The organism is Solibacillus sp. FSL W7-1436, from assembly GCF_038007305.1.
GTDB lineage: Bacteria > Bacillota > Bacilli > Bacillales_A > Planococcaceae > Solibacillus.
In genome coordinates this window covers 1,286,204-1,308,037 of sequence record NZ_JBBOWV010000001.1, presented here as the reverse complement: position 1 = coordinate 1,308,037, position 21,834 = coordinate 1,286,204, and the positions used below count along the sequence as shown (strand labels likewise).

The window sequence follows — 21,834 nt, the reverse complement described above, 5'->3', positions numbered from 1 at the left end:
AATGATTTTAAGCTTCGACAAAATATGCTCATAAATGTTTCGCCTTTTCTCGATAAAGACAACCTTTTCACTTGCTGGTGAAGTCCCGGTTTGTATATATTTTAATCTTTTCACAATTGTGTTACACTACAATAAGGTAATAAATGATATAGAATCAATGGAATCGTCTCCTATATAGGGTTGTCGATAATAGAATAGAGCGCTTACATTATTCTAAAAATCTTAATATATATGTAAGGGAAGGTAAAAATGAGTAACAAGCATATCAAATCAGACGTTATCTTAATTGGTGCCGGAATTATGAGTGCTACTTTAGGTACAATGCTTAAAGAATTAGCACCGGATTGGAAAATCAAAGTATTTGAGAACTTAGCTAAAGCTGGTGAAGAAAGCTCTCACGAATTAAACAATGCCGGAACTGGGCATGCCGCTTTATGTGAGCTTAACTACACAAGTGAGAAAAAAGACGGGACAATCGATATTACTAAAGCGATTAACGTTAACACACAGTTCCAGGATTCACTACAATTTTGGACACACTTAGTTAACACAAAGCAAATCGAGAAACCGGAAGAATTCATTATGCCACTGCCACATATGAGTATGGTACAAGGTGCTGGAAATGTCGAGTATCTTAAAAAGCGTCATGCAGCAATGACAGCAAATCCATTATTCGAAGGTATGGAATTCTCAGATGATCCTGAAACACTAAAACAATGGATTCCTTTAATTATGAATGAACGTACTTCAAGTGAACCTATTGCTGCAACAAAAATTGATTCTGGTACGGATGTTAACTTTGGGGCGTTAACTCGTACGTTAATCTCGAACTTACAAAAGCAAGATGTGGATGTAAACTACAACCATAATGTTTTGGATGTAAAACGTTTAAAAGATGGTTCTTGGGAAGTAAAAGTTCACAACAAAGAAAACAGCAAAGTTGAATACCACACTGCGAAATTTGTATTCCTTGGAGCTGGTGGTGGTAGCCTTGAGTTACTACAAAAATCCGGTATCCCTGAATCAAAACATATCGGTGGATTCCCGATTTCCGGTTTATTCTTAGTTTGTAACAATGAGGAAGTAGTAAATCAACACCATGCGAAAGTATACGGTAAAGCAGCGGTTGGTGCGCCACCGATGTCAGTACCACACTTAGACACTCGTTATATCGATGGTAAAAAATCATTATTATTCGGACCGTTTGCAGGTTTCTCTCCGAAGTTCCTAAAAACAGGTTCAAATATGGATTTATTTGCATCTATCAAGCCACATAACTTAATGACACTACTTGCTTGTGGTGTAAAAGAAATGTCGCTGAGCAAATATTTAGTTTCTCAATTAGTTCTTTCAAAAGAAGCGCGTATGGATGAATTACGTCAATTCATTCCAACTGCCAAGTCAGATGACTGGGAAATCAGTGTTGCAGGCCAACGTGTTCAAGTTATTAAAGACACAGACGCTGGTAAAGGTACATTACAATTTGGTACTGAAGTTGTAACTGCACATGACGGTTCTATTGCGGCATTACTAGGTGCATCTCCAGGTGCTTCTACAGCTGTATCTGTTATGTTAAAAGTAATCAACCAATGCTTCCCGGGAGAAATGAAAGCTTGGGAGCCTAAGATTAAGGAAATGATTCCATCTTACGGTGAAAACTTAGTTGAAAATACAGAACTTCTTAAAGAAGTACATGAAACAACAACGAAAGCTTTAGGTTTAAACAAAGCATAATTGTTAATAGGAAGAACCTTTAATCATTGTCGGATTAAAGGTTCTTTTTTTAATGAAGAAATTACGCTATAGTAAATTTGGAGAAGGGAAGGAGGATTCCAATGTATAAATTAGATTATGCTTCACCAATAGGTGTTATTGAAATTGCAGGAAGCGAACATTTTATATCATCCGTATTATTTGCAGAGCGAGAAGAAATACTGAACTTCCCAACTAATGATACCCCTCAGCTTTTATTGGACTGCAGTACAGAACTGGATGAATATTTTAATGGCCAACGAAAAGATTTTTCTGTACTTTATAAATTAGAGGGAACCATTTTTCAAACATCGGTATGGCAAGCATTGACAACCGTTCCTTACGGGAAAACCGCTTCCTATAAAGAAATTGCACAACAAATTGCAAATGAAAAAGCGGTACGCGCTGTTGGGATGACAAATAGCAAAAATGTGATAAGTATTATCGTCCCATGCCACCGGGTTATCGGCCAAAACGGGAAACTTACAGGCTATGCAGGCGGTTTATGGAGAAAACAATGGCTGCTTGAACATGAGCTTAAATATAGCTTCAACTTAAATTAATGTTATAGCAACATAAAATTTTCAATTGATTTGTGAGGTGAACGAATGAACGAACAGCAATATGATCATATGCTAAACATCCAAACTACCGGTTATCAATATGGTTTTCCGAAATTAGCAAAGTACCATCGCTATGAACCAACACCTTACAGCGGACTGGAACAATTATTCGAAAGCTATGAACTGCCGGCCAATGCACGCTTTCTTGATATCGGCTGCGGGAAAGGGCGAGTTCCTATTTATATTTACCATCGCTTCAATATTCCCGTTACAGGAATTGAAATGGATCAGAAGTTTTTCACGGAAGCGGAGCAAAATGCAGAACAATATTTAAGAAAATTTAAGAAGAAACATGCTCCCATCCAATTTTTGAATATCATTGCCGAAACATATGAAATTACAAAGCACGATAATGTCTTTTTCTTCTTTAACCCCTTCTCAATACATGTATTTCGTGAATTTATGAAGCATATTATGGATTCTGTCATGTTATATCCTCGAATGGTAGATATTATTTTATATTATCCATCCCCTGAATATATGGATTATCTACAACAAGAGCAATCACTTCAATGCTATTTAGATATAAAATTACGCCACGAAAAAAATGAAAATGAACGTATCGTCGTTTTTCGGATTCCGGAAATATAAACGGCGATTTTTTTATTAATAGAAAGTATTAGACTGGGAATTTTGAATACATAAAATTCACAGAATAATCACACTAGACTAAAAATTACTATTCGTTTACAATACAGAAGTTGGAATAATTGATTATATTATTCTCGTAAATTTAATCTGAATATTGAAAATTTAGATTGTGCGAATGTGGGGTATTGGTTATAATTATCAGAAATATCAAACATTTGGAGTATGACTAAGGGGGAAATGATGATGACAAATCACAAAAAGACAAAAAAGTATGGTTCATTATTCATGGCAACAGCATTATTAACAGGGGTATTAGCTGGATGCGGTGATGATACCTCTAGTTCTTCAGGATCAGGCGGCAGCAGTAATGCAGCTGGCGATACAATTAAAATTGGCGCTAACTTAGAATTATCAGGTGCTGTAGCTTCTTACGGATCATCGATTAATGATGGTGCAAAATTGGCGATTGAAGAAATTAATGCAGCAGGCGGTATAGATGGTAAACAGCTGGAGTACATTCCAGTCGACAATAAATCAGAAACAGCTGAGGCAACTTCTGCTGCAATGAAATTGGCAGAACAGGAAAAAGTAGTGGCGATGTTGGCGCCGGCTACTTCAGGTAACTCGGTTGCAACGGTCCAAATTGCAGCTAAGCATAAAGTTCCAATGGTTACAGCCTCAGGTACTGCACCAAACGTAACGGTTAACGATGATGGATCAATAAATGAATATGCGTTCCGTACATGTTTCATCGACCCATTCCAAGGGACGGTAGCGGCAAACTTTGCGACAAATGAACTGCAAGCTAAAAATGTGGCGATTTTCGCGGATAATGCTTCAGATTATGCGAAAGGCTTAGCGGCATCATTCAAGGAAACGGTATCCTCAAACGGTGGCACAGTAGTCGCTGAAGAGGCGTATGTTGCAAAAGACGTAGACTTTAAATCTCAATTAACGAATATTAAAGGGAAAAATCCTGATTTCATTTTCATCCCTGGCTACTATGAAGAAGTAGGGATCATCGTAAAACAAGCCCGTGAATTAGGTATTACCGTTCCGTTAATGGGTGCTGACGGATGGGACTCGCCAGAACTAATTGAATTAGCTGGTAATGATGCATTAAATAATACATTTATTACGAACCACTACTCATCTGAAGACCCGGATTCAAAAATTCAGGACTTCGTAAAAGCATTTAATGATGAGTACAGCAAATCACCGAACGCTTTCCATGCATTAGGCTATGATTCTATTTACTTTATCGTAGATGCGATCAAGCGTGTAGACGGAGACATTACAGGTGAAGCAATTCAGAAACAGCTTGCGGCAACGGAAGATTTAAGCTTAGTAACAGGTACTTTCACAGTTGACGAAAACCACAACCCAGTAAAATCAGCAACAGTTCTAGAATTCGTAGACGGTAAACAACAGTTCAACTCTAAAGTTAATCCTTAATTTTTTACGAGTGAGGGGGGGCGGAACTTGCCTCCCTTTTTTTCATACATTTAATAGAGAAAAAAGGAGTGAACTGTATGGAATGGATCCAACAATTAGTGAATGGTATTTCGCTAGGTAGTATTTATGCACTTATCGCACTAGGCTATACGATGGTATACGGGATTATTAAGCTTATCAATTTTGCCCACGGTGATGTTTTCATGCTTGGTGCTTTTATCGGCTTTTATGCCATTGCACGTTGGGAAATGAATGTCTTTTTAGCGCTTATTATCGCGATGATATTATGTGCAGTCATCGGAGTAATTATAGAGCGTGTCGCTTATAAACGACTGCGTAATGCAACCCGGATCGCAGCTCTTATTACGGCAATCGGTGTCTCACTGTTAATCGAATATACGGTAATTTTCTTTAGAGGTCCTTCTCCAGAAGCTTATCCGGCAGTATTTGCAACGAAGAATATTGAAATTTTCGGTGCACAGATCAGTACGTTGGCGATCTTTATTTTATCAGTATCGATTTTCTTGATGATCTTATTACAATTCATTGTTCATAAAACAAAAATCGGTAAAGCGATGCGCGCCGTATCCCATGATGCAGATGCAGCTCGCTTAATGGGGATTAACGTAGATAATACGATTTCAGCCACATTTGCAATCGGATCTGCATTGGCAGGAGCTGCGGGCGTAATTTTTGGTATTTACTATACACGTATCGATCCGTTAATGGGGATTATGCCTGGTATTAAAGCTTTCATTGCCGCTGTTTTAGGTGGAATCGGCATTATTCCGGGAGCAATGGTAGGCGGTCTTTTACTAGGGGTTGTTGAAACAGTTGTTTCGGCGCTCGGATATTCATTATGGCGAGATGCAGCCGCGTTTGTCATCCTGATTTTGATTTTAATATTACGTCCAGCGGGTATTTTCGGTAAAAATACGCGCGAGAAAGTGTAGGTGAACAGCATGAAAAAATCGAAAATCTTTTGGGGTTATGCCGTCCTAGCACTTGTGATTTACGCAGTTGTTCAATTATTGATTTCCAACGGTTCCATCCAGTTCTATTATCAGAATATGTTCATCGCAATGTGTATCAATATTATTTTGGCGGTAAGTTTACATGTCATTATCGGGGTTACAGGTCAGTTTTCGATAGGGCACGCAGGCTTTCTGGCTGTAGGAGCTTACATATCGGCAATTTGTACAATGAAATTTGACATGCCATTTATAACAGCCATTTTAATTGGTGCTCTTGTTGCAGCACTTGCCGGCTTACTTGTAGGCATTCCATCACTTCGTTTAAAAGGCGACTACCTGGCGATTGCGACGCTGGGATTTGCTGAAATTATTCGGATCGTATTTGTAAATACCGACTATGTAGGTGGTGCAGCAGGCTTGCAGGTTGCCCATCAGTCTACATGGACATATGCATTTTTTGCGACATTCATTACCATTCTTGTCATCTCCAACTTTACGAACTCCCGCCATGGTCGTGCGTGCATTTCGATCAGGGAAGATGAAATTGCCGCTGACGCAATGGGTATCAACACAACCTATTACAAAGTTGTCGCATTTGCAATCGGTTCGTTCTTTGCCGGAGTGGCAGGTGCCATTTACGCCCACAACTATTATATTATCCAGCCGACTGCGTTCGGATTTTTAAAATCATTTGATATTTTAATATTCGTTGTGTTGGGCGGTTTAGGCAGCTTATCTGGTTCTGTTATCGCTGCAGTATTACTGACATTCGTTTCGACGTATTTACAGGACTTCCCGGAAACACGGATGATTATTTACTCACTGATTTTAATATTGGTTATGCTATACCGTCCGACAGGTTTATTAGGTTCAAAAGAGATTACAGCATACTTCAAGTTTGGTAAAAAAGGAGGTACACGCGTATGAGCAGTGCACTTCTAAAAGTAGAAAAGCTAGGTATTCAGTTTGGTGGTTTAAAGGCTGTTCAAAATGTAGAAATGCATTTGAATCAAGGAGAGTTGATTGGTTTAATCGGCCCGAATGGTGCAGGAAAAACAACAACGTTTAATATGCTGACAGGGGTTTATACTCCAACCGAAGGCACAATTCTATTCAATGGAAAAGCAATTGGCGGCCTGGATCCATATAAAGTAACACGCCAAGGAATTAGCCGGACATTCCAGAATATCCGCCTATTTAAAGAGTTATCTGTACTGGATAATGTAAAGGTCGCAAACCATGGCTTGGCAAAACATAATTTAGTTTCGAGCATTTTCCGTTTACCAAGCCACTTTAAAGGCGAAGAGAAAATGGAACAGGAGTCATTGGCATTTTTGAAAATTTTCGGGCTTGATGTATACCGTGATGAGCTTGCGAAAAACTTGCCATACGGAATGCAGCGCCGTCTTGAAATTGCCCGGGCATTGGCTGCAGCACCAAAGCTATTATTGCTGGATGAACCGGCAGCAGGGATGAATGCCAAGGAAACACATGATTTAATGGAGCTTATTGCTTTTATTCGTAAGGAATTTGATTTAACGATTTTATTGATCGAACATGATATGAACCTGGTTATGGGGATTTGCGAACGGATTTACGTGCTTGACCACGGACAATTGATTGCTGATGGGACACCTGAAGAAATACGTTCAAACCCGAAAGTAATTGAAGCGTACTTAGGTGAGGAGGTTACAGAATAATATGCTATTAATCAATGATATCGACGTTTTCTATGGTAATATCCAAGCATTGAAAGGAATCTCCCTCGAAGTAAAAGAAGGTGAAATTGTTACACTGATCGGTGCCAATGGGGCAGGAAAAAGCACATTGCTAAAAACAATTTCAGGTTTACTGAAACCAAAGCGCGGCTCGATTGAATATTTAGGTACGACAATTGCCGGAAAGCCCGCACAATCAATTGTGAAAGCAGGAATCTCCCATGTACCGGAAGGCCGCCGTGTATTCTCAAATATGACAGTGGAGGAAAATCTGGAATTGGGTGCCTATTTACGAAATGACAGAGAGGCTATCAAGAAGGATTTAAACCATGTATTTGAGTTGTTCCCCCGTTTGTTAGAACGACGAAAACAGCTTTCAGGGACGCTATCAGGCGGTGAACAGCAAATGCTTGCGATGGGCAGGGCTCTAATGGCTAAGCCGAAGCTGATCATTATGGATGAGCCATCAATGGGTCTTGCACCGCTTATGGTAAAAAACATCTTCAACATTATTGAAATGGTCAACAAAGAAGGCGTGACGGTACTGCTTGTAGAGCAAAACGCACATATGGCGTTATCGGTTGCCCACCGCGCCTACGTTTTGGAAACAGGTAAAATCGTCCTGACAGGTTCAGCAAAAGAACTGCAGGAAAGCGATGAAGTAAGAGCCGCTTATTTAGGCGGATTATAAAAACAGGATTAGGATGAAATTATTTTGATACAGCAAGAAACCACCATTTTTCTCTTTAAGGGAAATGGTGGTTTTGGTTTAAGATGAGTTATCTTTATAGACTCCTGCAAAGGCTACCACACGATGGTATCCTCTTCCGGATATTTGAATGTGAGCTCCACTTCATGGAATGGCTGCTTTGAAATGCTTGTCACCCCTAAAAGCTGCTGAATAAGCACTTTATATGTCTCATCCTCTGTTAAAAAGCGTAAAGCAAACGATGTAATATATTCTGCACGTTCCTCTTTGGATAATGATAAATACTCCAAATTTAAAATATCAACATACTGCGTTGCATACTGATGGAACAATGGTGATTTTGTATGAAGCCCCGTTAAAAACGCCACATAATGCTCCTTTGTCATGAAAGAGGCAATCGCATCAGCAACAAGTGCTTGGAATTTACGGACCGATGTAACAGCGATGCTCCACTCCGAATTATTTATAGTCTTTTTATAAAGAGAAATGAAATCATTTAATGCCAGTGCTGCAAAAACGAGCTCAGGTAATAAAAAATTGACCCCGTAATAAATGTTTCGTTCAGGGATAATGGCATTCATTTTCTTTTTCGTCTCTTTATTCATACCATTCGGCACGAAGTCAATCTGATGTTCCCCTTTGGAAGCCTGGCGCAATTTTAAACAAAACGATAATAAGCGCTGCCTTACTCCCTCATAATGAAAGTAGCGTTTTTCTTCCCCGATTACTTCATAAATTGCATGAATCACATCATCTAAATCCCAATAGTCTCCACTTACCGTTAATCCTGTTAAGTTTTCCGTTGGTTTTATTGTCAGCATGATGATACCCCCTTTGCATATAAAGGAACGTTCAAAACATGAGAACAGTCCTTATTGCTTTGGTGTGTAGTTCAATAATTGGAACAGTTCATTTCTTTCTTTATCTGTAAGGTCACGCCACTGACCGACTTTTAAATTGCCGATATGAATATTCATAATTCGAATACGCTGTAATCGCTGTACCGAATAGCCAAGAGCGGAACACATACGGCGAATTTGGCGATTTAGCCCTTGCTCTAAAATAATTTTAAATACTTTTGAGGAAACCTTTTCTACTCGGCAAGGTAATGTCGTTGTATCTAAAATCTCTACGCCTGAGCTCATATCATGGATAAATTGATCGGTAATCGGCTTGTCCACCTGTACAACATATTCCTTTTCATGATGGTTTTCTGCCCGTAAAATTTCATTGACGATATCTCCGTCATTCGTAAGAAGCAGTAAACCTTCTGAATCTTTATCCAGACGTCCGATATGGAAAATACGCAGCGGGTGGTTTACAAAATCCACAACATTTCCTTCGATCTGCTTTTCCGTTGTACTCGTAATTCCGACAGGCTTGTTCAGTACAATGTAGACTAATTCTTCCTGTCTTTTTACAGGCTTGCCGTCAACTAATACTTCATCACCTGTTTCAACTTGGCTGCCGTTTGTCGCCAAAACCCCATTGATTTTTACACGACCGTCTTCTACCCATTTATCTGCACCGCGACGGGACACGATGCCTGTTTCTGCTAAAAATTTATTGATTCTCATAATTTTTCACCTACTAATAGAATATCTTCAGTATACATGAGTGTATCTGTAATTTTGTAATACTTCTTTCCAAATGATGCTTCTTTGTATTATAACTAAACCTATATTTACTGGAATTTACCCGTTTTATACATTTTTATTATAGTATTCCTTCATTTTCAGTATATCAGAGTAGAGAATAATAAAATAATCAGAAAATTGTAGTTTAATATTTGAAATGATTCCACTTTTCTGACAATATAGTAAATGAAGGTACCTCTCACAGAAGAGTGAGTTTTACAGCATGAATTTCAGCATGGCCTTTTTATGAGAAGGTATGGTCACTATAATTTGTGCAAAGGGGAGAAATTTCAATGGCAGCAGTGTATCAAAATCCAAATACGGATGGCGCATTAGTAAATTTCAAGGAGCGTTACGACAACTTTATCGGTGGTAAATGGACACCGCCAGTAAAAGGGGAGTACTTCGACAATGTAACACCTGTAACGGGTAAAGTATTTACTAAAGTAGCGCGTTCTACGGAAGAAGACATCGAGCTTGCTTTAGATGCAGCCCATGCAGCAAAAGATGCCTGGGGGAAGACATCGGCAACTGAGCGCTCGAATATTTTACTAAAAATTGCAGATCGCATGGAACAGAATTTAGAAATGCTGGCCGTTGCAGAAACATGGGATAACGGTAAGGCAGTACGTGAAACATTGAATGCAGATTTACCATTGGGCATTGATCACTTCCGCTACTTTGCTGGTGCTTTACGCGCACAGGAAGGGTCTCTTAGTCAGATCGATGAAAATACAGTAGCCTATCACTTCCATGAGCCGATCGGTGTAGTTGGACAAATTATTCCATGGAACTTCCCGTTATTGATGGCAATCTGGAAATTGGCACCTGCTTTAGCTGCAGGAAACTGTGTCGTATTAAAACCAGCTGAGCAAACACCAGCATCCATTTTAGTGCTTGTTGAACTTATTGAAGATTTACTTCCGCCGGGTGTGCTGAATGTTGTGAATGGCTTCGGTTTGGAAGCAGGAAAGCCTTTAGCTTCGAATCCGCGCATTGGTAAAATTGCGTTTACCGGTGAGACGACGACAGGCCGCCTTATTATGCAATATGCATCACAAAATCTGATTCCGGTTACTCTCGAATTGGGCGGTAAATCACCGAACATTTTCTTTGAGGATATTATGGATGCAGACGATGCATTTTTGGATAAAGCGGTAGAAGGCTTTGTATTATTCGCTTTAAACCAAGGTGAAGTATGTACATGTCCTTCTCGTGCACTTATTCAGGAATCAATTTACGAGAAATTTATGGAGCGCGTATTAAAGCGCGTAGAAGCAATTAAAACAGGTAACCCTTTAGATACAGATACAATGATGGGTGCTCAGGCATCATCAGAACAAATGGAGAAAATTCAATCTTATTTACAAATCGGTAAAGAAGAAGGTGCGGAATGCTTAATCGGCGGCGAGAAAAATGATTTAGGCGGCGATTTTGCAGACGGTTACTATATTAAGCCGACTGTATTTAAAGGTCATAATAAAATGCGAATTTTCCAAGAAGAAATTTTCGGTCCGGTTGTTGCTGTAACAACATTTAAAACGAAAGAAGAAGCTTTGGAAATCGCAAATGATACATTATACGGATTGGGATCAGGTGTTTGGACACGCGATATGAATACTGCTTACCGCTTCGGTCGAGGCATTCAGGCAGGACGTGTATGGACGAACTGCTACCATGCATATCCGGCACATGCTGCATTCGGCGGCTACAAAATGAGTGGTATTGGACGCGAAACACATAAAATGATGTTAAGCCATTACCAACAAACGAAAAACCTTTTAGTCAGCTATGATGAAAACCGCCTAGGCTTCTTCTAAGAGAGGGGGTGCAAAATTTGGTTGAACGCGTTATTGCAACCGATGCAGCACTACAATTGATTGAGAAGTTGAAAGAACGCCACGGACCGATTATGTTCCACCAATCCGGGGGATGCTGTGATGGTTCGTCCCCAATGTGCTATCCGGATGGCGATTTAATTGTCGGCAACCAGGATATATTGCTTGGCCATATTGGCGGGAGTCCGTTCTATATGCACAAAAACCAATATGATTATTGGAAGCATACACAGATTATTATTGATGTAGTCGATGGACGTGGTGGAATGTTTTCATTGGAAGGCGTTGAAGGGAAGCGCTTTTTATCCAGATCAAGGGCTTTCACAAAAGAAGAGCTTAATGACCTTCAAGTATAATTTTGTAAAAGGGAATGCTGGTCCGACAATCAGCATTCCCTTTTTGTTATGGATATAAGCAAATTTTTTTCACTTCAAAATTTTAGGCGTATAATCATAAGTGGGAGTGTGAACTGATGGATCGGACAGCTTTTATACAATTACTTAAAAATAATAATGAACGGATGGAGCTATTTTTCGGGTCGGATGTTCAAAGTAATGCCCGGATACCGTTAGCGGTACAATTTACATTTTCACGTGAAACATTTAATGGTCCTTTATTTGAGAGGAATGTAAAAGATATACATAATCAAAAATCCAAGCAATCATTCTTTGAGTTTTTTTCTACACCGTCAAATAAGTCGGTTTTAACGTATAAAATGTTAGCCCATTTCGTATTGTATCCTCAGCCTGAACAGGAGCTTCAGCGAGTAGAGTTAAATGAAAAGGCATTGTTGAACGCAGGATTTAAAAGCAGCGGTTATCAAAGAATTGCAGCCATTTTTTTAATGGACGAAGCACATGCAAAATCAGCAAAAATTTTACATGACGAAATGAAAAAGCATCATTACTTCCTGACGGGCAAAGATGATATTCCATATGCGGTATTACTGACGAAGAAGCAAGGCGACCCGGTTAAGCTCGCCGAAACAATGCGGAAATACTATGATGCATTGCACAGTAAAGATTTTAAAAACGGGGATGCGCTGCAGGCAATGACGCAGCTATTGCCATTGTATGACGAGGAATTTCAGCCTGTATTAGTTGATTATGTAGTTGCGATGAAGCAGTCTTTTATAAATAGTGGCGTGAAAGTGAAGAAAAGTTTTTATCCATATTTAGCTTTGCTTGCTTTAGCGGGGGCTACATCGGAAGTTGTCGGTGAAATTGTAGAAATGGAACATGCACTCATTAAGCTACCGATGTTTAATGAGATGCAAGCGTATGCTTTAATGACCGCTGCCCAGTATGTACTGAAAAATTTAGTGGAAAATGATACGCTATCCGAATTCAACGATAGTCTATTGTTTATGCAGGCTCTTGCGATAAGCGATTATATAGGTGATGTTCCAATTTTATTGGCAATCGATATTCTCGATATATTTTTTTAATTTGGGTAAACAATAGTGAGGAGTGAATTAAATGAAACAGACAAAATTGTGGATTAACGGCAAATGGGAAAGTACGAATGAAACAACAGAGTTAACAGCACCTTATACGGGAGAAGTGCTTGCAAATGTAGCAAAAGCAACGGCAGCGGATGTGGAGCGTGCCATTGAAGGTGCACATGAAACATTCCAGTCATTCAAAAAAACGACTGCATATGAACGCGCGGAAATTTTATACAAAGTCGTCACGATCATGAGAGAACGTAAACAAGAGCTTGCAAAAATCTTGGCAGATGAAGCAGCAAAACCAATATCAGCAGGCATTGCAGAACTGGACCGTACGATTGCGACTTATCAATTTGCAGCAGAAGCAGCAAAACAAAGTACAGGTGAAACAATTCCAATGGATGCAGCACCAGGTGTAAAAGACAGAATCGGTTATACGAAGCGAGTTCCATTAGGCGTAGTTTCTGCGATTACACCGTTTAATTTTCCATTTAATCTAGTAGCCCATAAATTAGGGCCAGCCTTTGCTGTAGGGAATACAGTTGTATTAAAACCTGCATCCCAAACTCCGTTAAGTGCACTTGCAATGGCGGAAATTTTCAAAGAAGCAGGTTTACCGGATGGCGCATTGCAAATTGTCACAGGCAGCGGCGGGGAATTGAGCGAAACACTTGTCACACATCCTCTTGTAAAAAAAGTGACATTTACAGGTAGTGGTGCGGTAGGCCTAAAAATAAAAGAAAAAGTCGGCTTGCGAAAAATTACTCTAGAGCTTGGTTCAAATGCGGCACTCATTGTAGAACCTTCAACACCGCTTGAAAAAATTATGAAACGTGGCGTAGGCGGTGCATTTGGATTTGCCGGACAAGTATGTATTTCATTGCAACGCATTTATGTCCATACTTCCATTTATGAGGCGTTTACAAAATTATTTGTTGAAGAGACAAAGAAACTAGTTGTCGGAGATCCGCATGACGAGAAAACTGATGTCAGTGCAATGATTCACCCCGATGAAGTCAGCCGTATAAAAAGCTGGATTGAAGAGGCAAAACAACAAGGTGCTACGGTTGCAGCAGGAGCAGAATTTACAGAACGCACTTGCTCTCCAACTGTCATGACGAATGTGAAGCCTGATATGAGAATTGTTTGTGAGGAAACTTTTGCACCGATTGTCTCCATTGTGCCATATGAAACGCTGAACGAGGCAATTGCCCTTGTCAACAGTTCGGAGCTTGCGTTAAACGCGGGGATATACACAAATGTATTAACAGATGCGATGCAAGCTGCTGAAGAAATTGAAGCAGGCGCAGTCATCATTAACGATATTCCGACATTCCGTGTAGACAATATGCCGTATGGTGGCGTCAAAATGAGCGGCTACGGCAAAGAGGGCATTAAATATGCAGTGGAAGAAATGACTGATTTGAAATTCATTACAATGAAGTTGAATTATGAATAGTTTGTACTAGCACTTCCATCTTCTGAATAGTAACATGGAGTGTAGTCTAGAAAGGAGGAAGGTTATGAAAAATACTCTGCCTATGAGCTTTTCAAAATCTATCCAAACACGATTAGTACTACCTCCTGATACAAATCATCATCAATCGATATTCGGGGGGAAAGTGTTAGCATATATTGATGAAATTGCGGCGATTGCTGCAATGAAACATTGCCAAGGTGAAGTCGTTACTGCTTCTTTTGACTCAGTAGATTTCGTATCCTCTGCCTATGCAGGTGATATGATTGAGTTGGAAGCTGTCGTATCCGGGACAGGTCGTACTTCGATGGAAGTATATGTACGGGTTGTATCAAGAAATATTAAAACAGGTGCAAAGAAATTAACGACGGAATCATTCGTAACGATGGTCGCGATTGACGAAAACGGCAAGCCAAAAGAAGTGCCGGGTGTTGAACCGGAGACGGATTTTGAACGCCATTTATTTGAAACAGGCCCGATTCGTCAGGAGCACCGAAAACAAAAGCGAGCATTATCAAAAAAACGCCGCGCATAAAAAAAGGGGATATCAAATGCAAAATGCCATTTGATATCCCTTTTGTATTTTAAAAAAATTAATCATGCAGCTCCTGAACAATACGGAGCAATGAATCCGAAGATGTTAACACATTGTTGGATGTATGTGTTAAACCGGTAATAACAGATGAAATGGCATGAATGTCTTCATTCGTGTTTTCATATTGCACTTTAATGCCATGTACTGCTTCTGTAATCGAAGTAAAGGAATCCGCCAAGTTTTTCTGCGTATCCACGCTCATTTTTACCTGCTCATCAACACTTGTTACAGAGACGGACATTTGGGAAATACTAAGTTCGGTTTCTTTAATTAAATGAGAGACGTTTTGTACCGCATTTTTAGTTTCCTCAGCAAGCTTTCGAACTTCATCGGCTACTACTGCAAATCCTTTCCCGTGTTCACCTGCGCGTGCTGCTTCAATGGATGCATTTAATGCAAGCAAGTTTGTCTGATCGGCAATCCCTGTTACTAATCCTACAATTTCAGCTATTTTTTTAGATGATTGACGCAGTTTCACCATTGATGATTCAAGTGTATCCACACGATCTAAAATATTTGTCATAATGGCTGTTTGGTTAACTAAATATGTAGTCCCAGTCGTTGATCTATTCTCTGTTTCCGCTACTAAACTTAATCCTTGTGTTGTGTTGGAAGCAATTTCTTCGGACTGGCTCGCAATTTCCTGTAATGAGGCATTTGTCTGATCACTAATAAGTGTTAACTCTTGTGCAGTATGTTGGATTCGCTCTACAATTCGGTATTTCATTTCCAGACTTTCAGTACGGATGCGCTGCTCTTCTTTTTCGTATGCTTCAATCACAAGCTGCTGCTCGAAGTTGATAAGTTTTGAAAAAGCATCAATTGCTTTGGCCATTTCTACATTCGACATTGTAATTTTACTGATAAAGTCGATAAATGTTGTCATTAACGATTGGAATGATGCAATATACCACTTTGATCGCAGTCCGATTTTGACATGGACATGTGCAATCGTTTGTCGTTCCTCTATATAATTTGAATCGATATTACAGTTGAACATTGCTTCTAAATGCTTCGTTAAAGTACCTTTAAGACGCTCCATTCGGGCAGAACTTCCTATAATATCCACGAGCTCCGGACTTAAGCTGACTGCACCGTAAAACTTCTCCACCATAACCGGAACAACCTGTTGTGCAAAAGGTTCCAGCTGTTTAATCACGGCCAAATCCTCTGTCGTTAATTTTAGCAGTTGAAGCTGTTTATGTAAGTCAGGATAGTTTGAAACATCCAGATTTACTTGCTGCTCATAATTGGCTATATCAAAATAAGGCTTGTTTGAAACTTTTGTTGCTCTTGAAAACAGAATACCCATGTTCTTCCTCGTTTCATCTATTTATTAAATAATACTATTTTACTGCTTATATCGGATAATATCAGTAATATTTCTATAAAGATTAAAAATTTACAGTAATTTGTATTTGAGGTAATATAATAACTATTAAAATGATGCAGTAAATAGTGAAAGGCGTTGTATAAATGAAGTTTCATAAAGGACGTTTGAAGTTTGTTTTACCATTGTCTCTTGGGGTGGCGATTGCATCTTATATTATGCTCGTCAACAATTATGCAGAAGTAGGCGGTCGCGACCGGATTTTAATAGTTATTGGAGCAACCATCCTAACCGCGGTTATTTCATATTTTTTATTCCCTCAGGAAGGGGACAACCCGAAAGATAGAGGCCCATACTGAATAACTATAGATGTCACTTGGAAATCTCGAAATAAAATTCGGGATTTTTGTCCTCTCTATGAAACTTTTATGAATATTATCCGTAAATAAGCTAATAAACTAAAGTGAGGTTGATAACAAATGGAATCTAAATGGTCGAAAATCATCATTCATGCCAGTGCATTCTTTGCGCCGTTCCTTGTACCGATTCTGTTTTTCTTAATAAGTTCTGAAGATGAAGTAAAGCGTACAGCAATCCAAGCGTTGCTATTCCAGGTTGTATTCGGAATTCTAATTGCGATTGCAGGAGCTCTTTCTGTAGTATTAATCGGTTTACCATTCCTGTTAGTATTTTTACTTATTTTCTGGATTGCACCGGTCATCGGTATTGTAAAAGCATTATCTGATCAGCATTGGAATTATCCAATTGTCGGTCGCTGGGTATAATTTACCCTCAATTTGGCAAAGTTCATATAAAGCGGTAAGGTTTGTTTAAAAACACCTTATCGCTTTTTTACATAAATAGGGATTTATTAGTGTGAAAATAGGGAAACCTAAAACAAGAGTGATTAGTTGCATTTCAAAAAATAAATATTGTATATTTAAGTCAAAGATAGTCAAAGTCAGTTGATGAGAGGTGAGAGACAGCATGAGGAATATATCTGACATAATTGAAGGGTATTTGAAGGAAGTTATTGAATTAGAGGGACAGGGACTTATTGAAATAAAGCGAAATGAATTAGCAAAGCAATTTGCCTGTGCTCCTTCCCAAATCAATTACGTTATCAATACACGTTTCACGACCGAGCATGGCTACTATGTAGAGAGTAAGCGGGGTGGTGGCGGTTATATTCGGATTTTGCGTGTAACAATCCACTCTAAGAAAAATTTACTTGACGAAATGGAAACACAAATAGGTAACGCCATTGCCCAGACTAATGCTGAACGTATTATTTTCCGGTTATTGGATGAGGACATTATTACAGAGCGAGAAGCTAGCATTATGAAGGCCGCTTTAGATCGTGTCACATTACAAGTAGCATTACCGCTGCGTGATGAGCTAAGAGCACGTATTATGCATGCAATGCTACAAACGATTTCTTTTGAAAAGTAGAGGTGGATTATTATGATATGTGAGCATTGTAAACAGCGTCATGCCAATGTTACCGTTACTCAAGTTCACAATGGTCAAAAAGTCGAGCGTCACTACTGTGAAGTATGTGCCACTCAATTTCATCCATTTCAATTTGATGTAAATGAAGAGCCTGCATCTCTTCAGCAGCTTATTTCAAATTGGTTCAATTTTGTGCCTGTGAATGCAAAAAAAGAAAGTACGACAACGAATACAGCCAGTCCAAAAACATGTCCTTCCTGCGGGTTTACGTACCGGCAGTTTTTAAAGCAAGGTAAGTTTGGATGCGGTCAGTGTTACGAAACATTTAGTGAGCAATTACCACAGCTACTTGAACGACTTCAGGCAGGTACTCAGCATGTAGGGTATGTGGAAGAAGGACCTTCGAAAGAGAAAGTAGAACTACAAATTCAAGAGCTCCGTTCATCACTGCAGCAAGCTATTGCTGAAGAACGCTTTGAAGATGCCGCTTCCATACGTGATGAAGTCAGGGAATTGGAAAGTAAAATAAAACAGGAAGGTGAGGGGAACGCATGAACATCGAGCATTTTTTAACGAATGCCAGTCCCAGCTGGATGCAGCACGAAAGCGATTCAGATATCGTCATTAGCACGCGCATTCGGCTTGCTCGTAATATTGCCAATACTCGATTTCCGATAAGTTTTACCGAACAGGAAGCACAACTGATCGAAGAAAAAATGATGCAGTCATTATTATCTTCGGATAACAATCCATATCAGTTTTCCTATTTCCAAATAAAAGATATGCCGGTTTTACAACGCCAAATATTAGTGGAGAAGCATTTGATCAGCCCGAATTTGGCACGAAGAAAAAAAATTGGATCATTTTTTTTAACAAAAGATGAATCCATTAGCATATTAGTAAATGAAGAGGATCATATTCGCATCCAGAGCCTTATGCAAGGGATGAATTTAAAAGAGGCATTTGATAAGGCTCGTAATATTGACCGCTACCTAAGTAAGTCAATTACGTATGCATATGAAGACCGCTATGGTTATTTGACAAGCTGCCCGACAAATGTCGGAACAGGACTTCGAGCTTCTGTTATGCTCCATTTACCGGCACTCACAATGATGAAGCAGATGAATCCGTTAATTCAGATGATGACACGGTTAGGAATGGTGGTGCGGGGTATATATGGAGAAGGCAGTGAAAATTTAGGGAATATTTATCAAATATCAAACCAGATCACATTAGGTAAATCAGAAGATTTGATTTTGCAGGAGCTTCAGGATGTTGTAGAGCAAGTGATCAAAAAAGAAGAGCTTGCCCGCAAAAATTTGCTGATGCGAGCGCCTTCCGTATTGGAAGACCGCCTTAGCCGTTCACTTGGTACTTTGAAGTACGCAAGAATTTTAACAAGTGAAGAAGCAGCAAGCTGTTTATCAAATGTGCGTCTTGGGGTAAGTTTAGGATTATTAGAAGCAATTTCACAGCGTAAACTAAATGAGTGCATGCTTATTATGCAACCTGGACTCATTCAGCAATATATTGGTACTACGTTACAACCGGCAGAGCGCGATATGTATCGTGCGAAGCTGTTGCAAGAAAAGTTAAACGAGCAAGATGAAGCTACAAACAATGGGGAAAAAGGAGAGGATTTTCTATGATGTTTAATCGATTCACACAACGTGCTCAGAAGGTATTACAACTTGCTCAAGAAGAGGCAATTCGTCTTAAGCATAAAGAAATCGGAACTGAACATATTTTACTTGGCTTAATTCGTGAAGGTGGCGGAATTGCCGCTAAAGCTCTGGAAGCAATTAATATTAGCCCTCAAATGATTGAAACTGGCATTGAAGAACTCGTTGGAAAGGGCACTGAAGATGTAGGTCCTATCGTACATTACACACCGCGTGCTAAAAAGGTAATCGAACTTTCATTGGATGAATCGCGTAAATTAGGGCATGCATATGTCGGAACAGAGCATATTTTATTAGCTTTAATTCGTGAAGGTGAAGGGGTTGCTGCCCGCGTACTGGCGAATACAGGTGTAAGCATCAATAAGGCACGCCAACAAGTTTTACTGTTATTGGGCAATAACGACTCAAACAATAGCGGTAATTCAAGCATGACGCAAACAGTCAATACACCAACACTTGATAGCTTAGCCCGCGATTTAACAGCGGTAGCGCGTGAAGGTTCACTTGACCCGGTTATCGGCCGTTCAAAAGAAATTACACGTGTTGTAGAAGTACTGTCACGCCGTACAAAAAACAACCCGGTGCTGATCGGGGAACCTGGTGTCGGTAAAACGGCCATTGCAGAAGGTTTGGCACAGCAAATCATCAATAATGAAGTACCGGAAACACTACGCGATAAACGTGTAATGACGCTTGATATGGGTACAGTTGTTGCAGGTACAAAATATCGTGGGGAATTTGAGGACCGTCTGAAAAAAGTGATGGATGAAATTCGCCAGGCCGGCAATATTATTCTATTCATCGATGAGCTTCATACATTGATCGGTGCAGGCGGTGCTGAAGGTGCAATTGATGCGTCAAATATTTTAAAACCATCACTGGCACGTGGGGAACTGCAATGTATCGGTGCGACAACATTGGATGAGTACCGCAAATATATCGAAAAAGACGCGGCTTTAGAGCGTCGTTTCCAACCGATCCAAGTTGATGAGCCATCTGTTGAAGAAACAATTCAAATTATTAATGGTTTACGTGATCGCTATGAAGCACATCACCGTGTGAAAATTTCGGATGAAGCGGTAGAAGCAGCTGCAAAATTATCGGATCGCTACATTTCGGATCGTTTCTTACCGGATAAAGCAATTGACTTAATCGATGAGGCTGGTTCAAAAGTGCGCTTACGCTCTTATACTGTTCCACCTAATTTAAAAGAGTTGGAAGATAAATTGGAAGGCATTAGATCTGAAAAGAATGCCGCTGTTTCAGGACAGGAATTTGAAAAAGCAGCTGCATTACGTGATACAGAGCAAAAGCTGAAACAAGAGCTTGAACAACTGAAAAAAGAGTGGAAAGAAAAACAAGGCAAAGAAGAGTCTACAGTATATGTAGATGACATTGCGCAAGTGGTAGCGATGTGGACGGGAATTCCAGTTTCGAAAATCGCACAGGCAGAATCTGCGAAGTTATTAAACCTTGAAGAAGAATTACACAAACGTGTAGTTGGTCAGGGTGAAGCGGTAGAGGCGATTTCCCGTGCTATCCGTCGTGCACGTGCTGGTTTAAAAGATCCGAAACGCCCAATCGGTTCATTTATCTTCCTTGGGCCTACAGGTGTCGGTAAAACGGAACTGGCGCGGGCACTTGCTGAAGTAATGTTCGGTGATGAAGATGCGATGATTCGTGTAGATATGTCCGAGTATATGGAGAAACATTCGACTTCTCGTTTAGTCGGTTCACCTCCAGGCTATGTAGGATTTGACGATGGTGGTCAATTGACTGAAAAAGTCCGCCGCAAGCCTTATTCGGTTGTACTATTGGATGAAATCGAAAAAGCGCATCCGGATGTGTTCAACATCTTGTTACAAGTGTTGGAAGACGGTCGCTTAACTGATTCAAAAGGTCGTGTAGTCGATTTCCGCAACACAGTAGTCATTATGACATCGAATGTTGGGGCAGATGCTCTTAAATACCGCAAACATGTAGGATTCAGCGCTGGTTTAAGTGATTCGAAAGATAAAGACATGAAGAGCACAATGCTGGAAGAGCTGAAAAAAGCGTTCCGTCCAGAGTTCTTAAACCGTATTGACGAAATGATCGTGTTCCATTCATTGGAAAAAGATCACTTAAAAGAAATTGTGTCATTAATGGCGAACTCTTTAAAGAATCGTCTGAAAGAGCAGGATATCGAACTGCAGCTTACAGAGGCAGCGCTTGAGAAAATTTCGGAAGAGGGCTACGATCCACAATACGGTGCGCGTCCATTACGCCGTGCATTACAAAAACATGTGGAAGACCGTTTATCCGAAGAGCTGTTAAAAGGTACATTGGATAAGACGCAAACAGTCGTGCTTGACTATGTAGATAATGAGTTTATCGTACGTACACAAGAAAAAGTAGCAACGAATTAATTAATAAAAAACAGACGAGGCTGGATATTCCCTGCTTCGTCTGTTTTTTTAATCGTTGTAGGGTTGGAGACATAAAAATCAGTCCTCCCCGTCACACGCAGTAATGCTGAAAAAGAATTTCGCGGCAGATTAGTGGGTATTCG

At 39.8% G+C, this 21,834-nt stretch carries 22 protein-coding genes; 19 read left to right on the top strand and 3 right to left on the bottom strand.

Annotation, left to right across the window (positions count from 1 at the left end; all coding sequences use genetic code 11):
* The first annotated feature begins 249 nt into the window (after positions 1-249).
* The 8 genes from mqo (at position 250) to MKX73_RS06590 (ending at position 7,804) form a co-directional block, all read left to right on the top strand.
* Positions 250-1,734, top strand: a complete 1,485-nt coding sequence (mqo, locus tag MKX73_RS06625) for a malate dehydrogenase (quinone) (RefSeq protein WP_340716781.1) — start codon at positions 250-252, stop codon at positions 1,732-1,734.
* A 101-nt stretch (positions 1,735-1,835) separates the two neighbouring features.
* The gene (locus tag MKX73_RS06620) at positions 1,836-2,315 is read left to right on the top strand and encodes a methylated-DNA--[protein]-cysteine S-methyltransferase (RefSeq protein ID WP_340716780.1); all 480 of its coding nucleotides are present in this window, start codon (positions 1,836-1,838) and stop codon (positions 2,313-2,315) included.
* Positions 2,316-2,360: 45 nt separating this feature from the next.
* The gene (locus MKX73_RS06615) at positions 2,361-2,966 is read left to right on the top strand and encodes a class I SAM-dependent methyltransferase (RefSeq protein ID WP_340716779.1); all 606 of its coding nucleotides are present in this window, start codon (positions 2,361-2,363) and stop codon (positions 2,964-2,966) included.
* 243 nt (positions 2,967-3,209) lie between these two features.
* Positions 3,210-4,421 carry an ABC transporter substrate-binding protein gene (locus tag MKX73_RS06610; protein ID WP_340716778.1) on the top strand — a complete coding sequence of 404 codons (1,212 nt, stop codon included), beginning with the start codon at positions 3,210-3,212 and terminating at the stop codon, positions 4,419-4,421.
* A gap of 77 nt (positions 4,422-4,498) precedes the next feature.
* Positions 4,499-5,374 carry a branched-chain amino acid ABC transporter permease gene (locus tag MKX73_RS06605; RefSeq protein WP_340716777.1) on the top strand — a complete coding sequence of 292 codons (876 nt, stop codon included), beginning with the start codon at positions 4,499-4,501 and terminating at the stop codon, positions 5,372-5,374.
* Between the two features lie 9 nt (positions 5,375-5,383).
* Positions 5,384-6,322 (top strand): branched-chain amino acid ABC transporter permease, encoded by a 939-nt coding sequence (locus MKX73_RS06600; protein ID WP_340716776.1) that lies wholly within the window; start codon positions 5,384-5,386, stop codon positions 6,320-6,322.
* On the top strand, positions 6,319-7,095 hold the full coding sequence (locus MKX73_RS06595) for an ABC transporter ATP-binding protein (RefSeq protein ID WP_340716775.1): 777 nt from the start codon (positions 6,319-6,321) through the stop codon (positions 7,093-7,095). Before MKX73_RS06600 ends, MKX73_RS06595 begins: the two co-directional genes overlap by 4 nt.
* Before the next feature lies 1 nt (position 7,096).
* On the top strand, positions 7,097-7,804 hold the full coding sequence (locus MKX73_RS06590; RefSeq protein ID WP_340716774.1) for an ABC transporter ATP-binding protein: 708 nt from the start codon (positions 7,097-7,099) through the stop codon (positions 7,802-7,804).
* Positions 7,805-7,917: 113 nt separating this feature from the next.
* Here the strand turns inward: MKX73_RS06590 and MKX73_RS06585 are convergent, their stop codons facing one another.
* Both MKX73_RS06585 and rluF read right to left on the bottom strand, forming a co-directional pair.
* Positions 7,918-8,643: a DUF6904 family protein gene (locus MKX73_RS06585; RefSeq protein WP_340716773.1), complete on the bottom strand. Its 726-nt coding sequence runs from the start codon at positions 8,641-8,643 to the stop codon at positions 7,918-7,920.
* 51 nt (positions 8,644-8,694) lie between these two features.
* On the bottom strand, positions 8,695-9,399 hold the full coding sequence (gene rluF / locus MKX73_RS06580; protein WP_340716772.1) for a 23S rRNA pseudouridine(2604) synthase RluF: 705 nt from the start codon (positions 9,397-9,399) through the stop codon (positions 8,695-8,697).
* A gap of 353 nt (positions 9,400-9,752) precedes the next feature.
* Here rluF and adh point away from each other — a divergent pair, with 353 nt between their 5' ends.
* From adh to MKX73_RS06555, 5 genes are all read left to right on the top strand, one after another.
* Positions 9,753-11,279: an aldehyde dehydrogenase gene (adh, locus tag MKX73_RS06575; protein WP_340716771.1), complete on the top strand. Its 1,527-nt coding sequence runs from the start codon at positions 9,753-9,755 to the stop codon at positions 11,277-11,279.
* A gap of 17 nt (positions 11,280-11,296) precedes the next feature.
* Positions 11,297-11,653, top strand: a complete 357-nt coding sequence (locus tag MKX73_RS06570; protein WP_340716770.1) for a DUF779 domain-containing protein — start codon at positions 11,297-11,299, stop codon at positions 11,651-11,653.
* Positions 11,654-11,769: 116 nt separating this feature from the next.
* Entirely contained in the window at positions 11,770-12,744 is a 975-nt protein-coding gene (locus MKX73_RS06565) for a DUF4003 family protein (RefSeq protein ID WP_340716769.1), read from the top strand.
* A 31-nt stretch (positions 12,745-12,775) separates the two neighbouring features.
* Positions 12,776-14,206, top strand: a complete 1,431-nt coding sequence (locus MKX73_RS06560) for an aldehyde dehydrogenase family protein (RefSeq protein ID WP_340716768.1) — start codon at positions 12,776-12,778, stop codon at positions 14,204-14,206.
* Between the two features lie 64 nt (positions 14,207-14,270).
* The gene (locus tag MKX73_RS06555) at positions 14,271-14,759 is read left to right on the top strand and encodes an acyl-CoA thioesterase (protein WP_008407032.1); all 489 of its coding nucleotides are present in this window, start codon (positions 14,271-14,273) and stop codon (positions 14,757-14,759) included.
* A gap of 58 nt (positions 14,760-14,817) precedes the next feature.
* Here MKX73_RS06555 and MKX73_RS06550 read toward each other — a convergent pair whose 3' ends face one another.
* Entirely contained in the window at positions 14,818-16,131 is a 1,314-nt protein-coding gene (locus MKX73_RS06550) for a globin-coupled sensor protein (protein WP_340716767.1), read from the bottom strand.
* Positions 16,132-16,295: 164 nt separating this feature from the next.
* Here MKX73_RS06550 and MKX73_RS06545 point away from each other — a divergent pair, with 164 nt between their 5' ends.
* The 6 genes from MKX73_RS06545 (at position 16,296) to MKX73_RS06520 (ending at position 21,691) form a co-directional block, all read left to right on the top strand.
* Entirely contained in the window at positions 16,296-16,508 is a 213-nt protein-coding gene (locus MKX73_RS06545) for an acyltransferase (protein WP_340716766.1), read from the top strand.
* 120 nt (positions 16,509-16,628) lie between these two features.
* On the top strand, positions 16,629-16,934 hold the full coding sequence (locus MKX73_RS06540; RefSeq protein WP_340716765.1) for a DUF4870 domain-containing protein: 306 nt from the start codon (positions 16,629-16,631) through the stop codon (positions 16,932-16,934).
* 202 nt (positions 16,935-17,136) lie between these two features.
* The gene (locus tag MKX73_RS06535) at positions 17,137-17,601 is read left to right on the top strand and encodes a CtsR family transcriptional regulator (protein ID WP_340716764.1); all 465 of its coding nucleotides are present in this window, start codon (positions 17,137-17,139) and stop codon (positions 17,599-17,601) included.
* A gap of 12 nt (positions 17,602-17,613) precedes the next feature.
* A complete protein-coding gene (locus MKX73_RS06530) occupies positions 17,614-18,156 on the top strand; it encodes a UvrB/UvrC motif-containing protein (RefSeq protein ID WP_340716763.1) in 543 nt (180 codons plus the stop codon).
* A complete protein-coding gene (locus tag MKX73_RS06525; protein ID WP_340716762.1) occupies positions 18,153-19,250 on the top strand; it encodes a protein arginine kinase in 1,098 nt (365 codons plus the stop codon). The genes MKX73_RS06530 and MKX73_RS06525 overlap by 4 nt, the downstream gene beginning before the upstream one ends.
* A complete protein-coding gene (locus MKX73_RS06520; RefSeq protein WP_340716761.1) occupies positions 19,247-21,691 on the top strand; it encodes an ATP-dependent Clp protease ATP-binding subunit in 2,445 nt (814 codons plus the stop codon). Before MKX73_RS06525 ends, MKX73_RS06520 begins: the two co-directional genes overlap by 4 nt.
* The last annotated feature ends 143 nt before the right edge of the window (positions 21,692-21,834 follow it).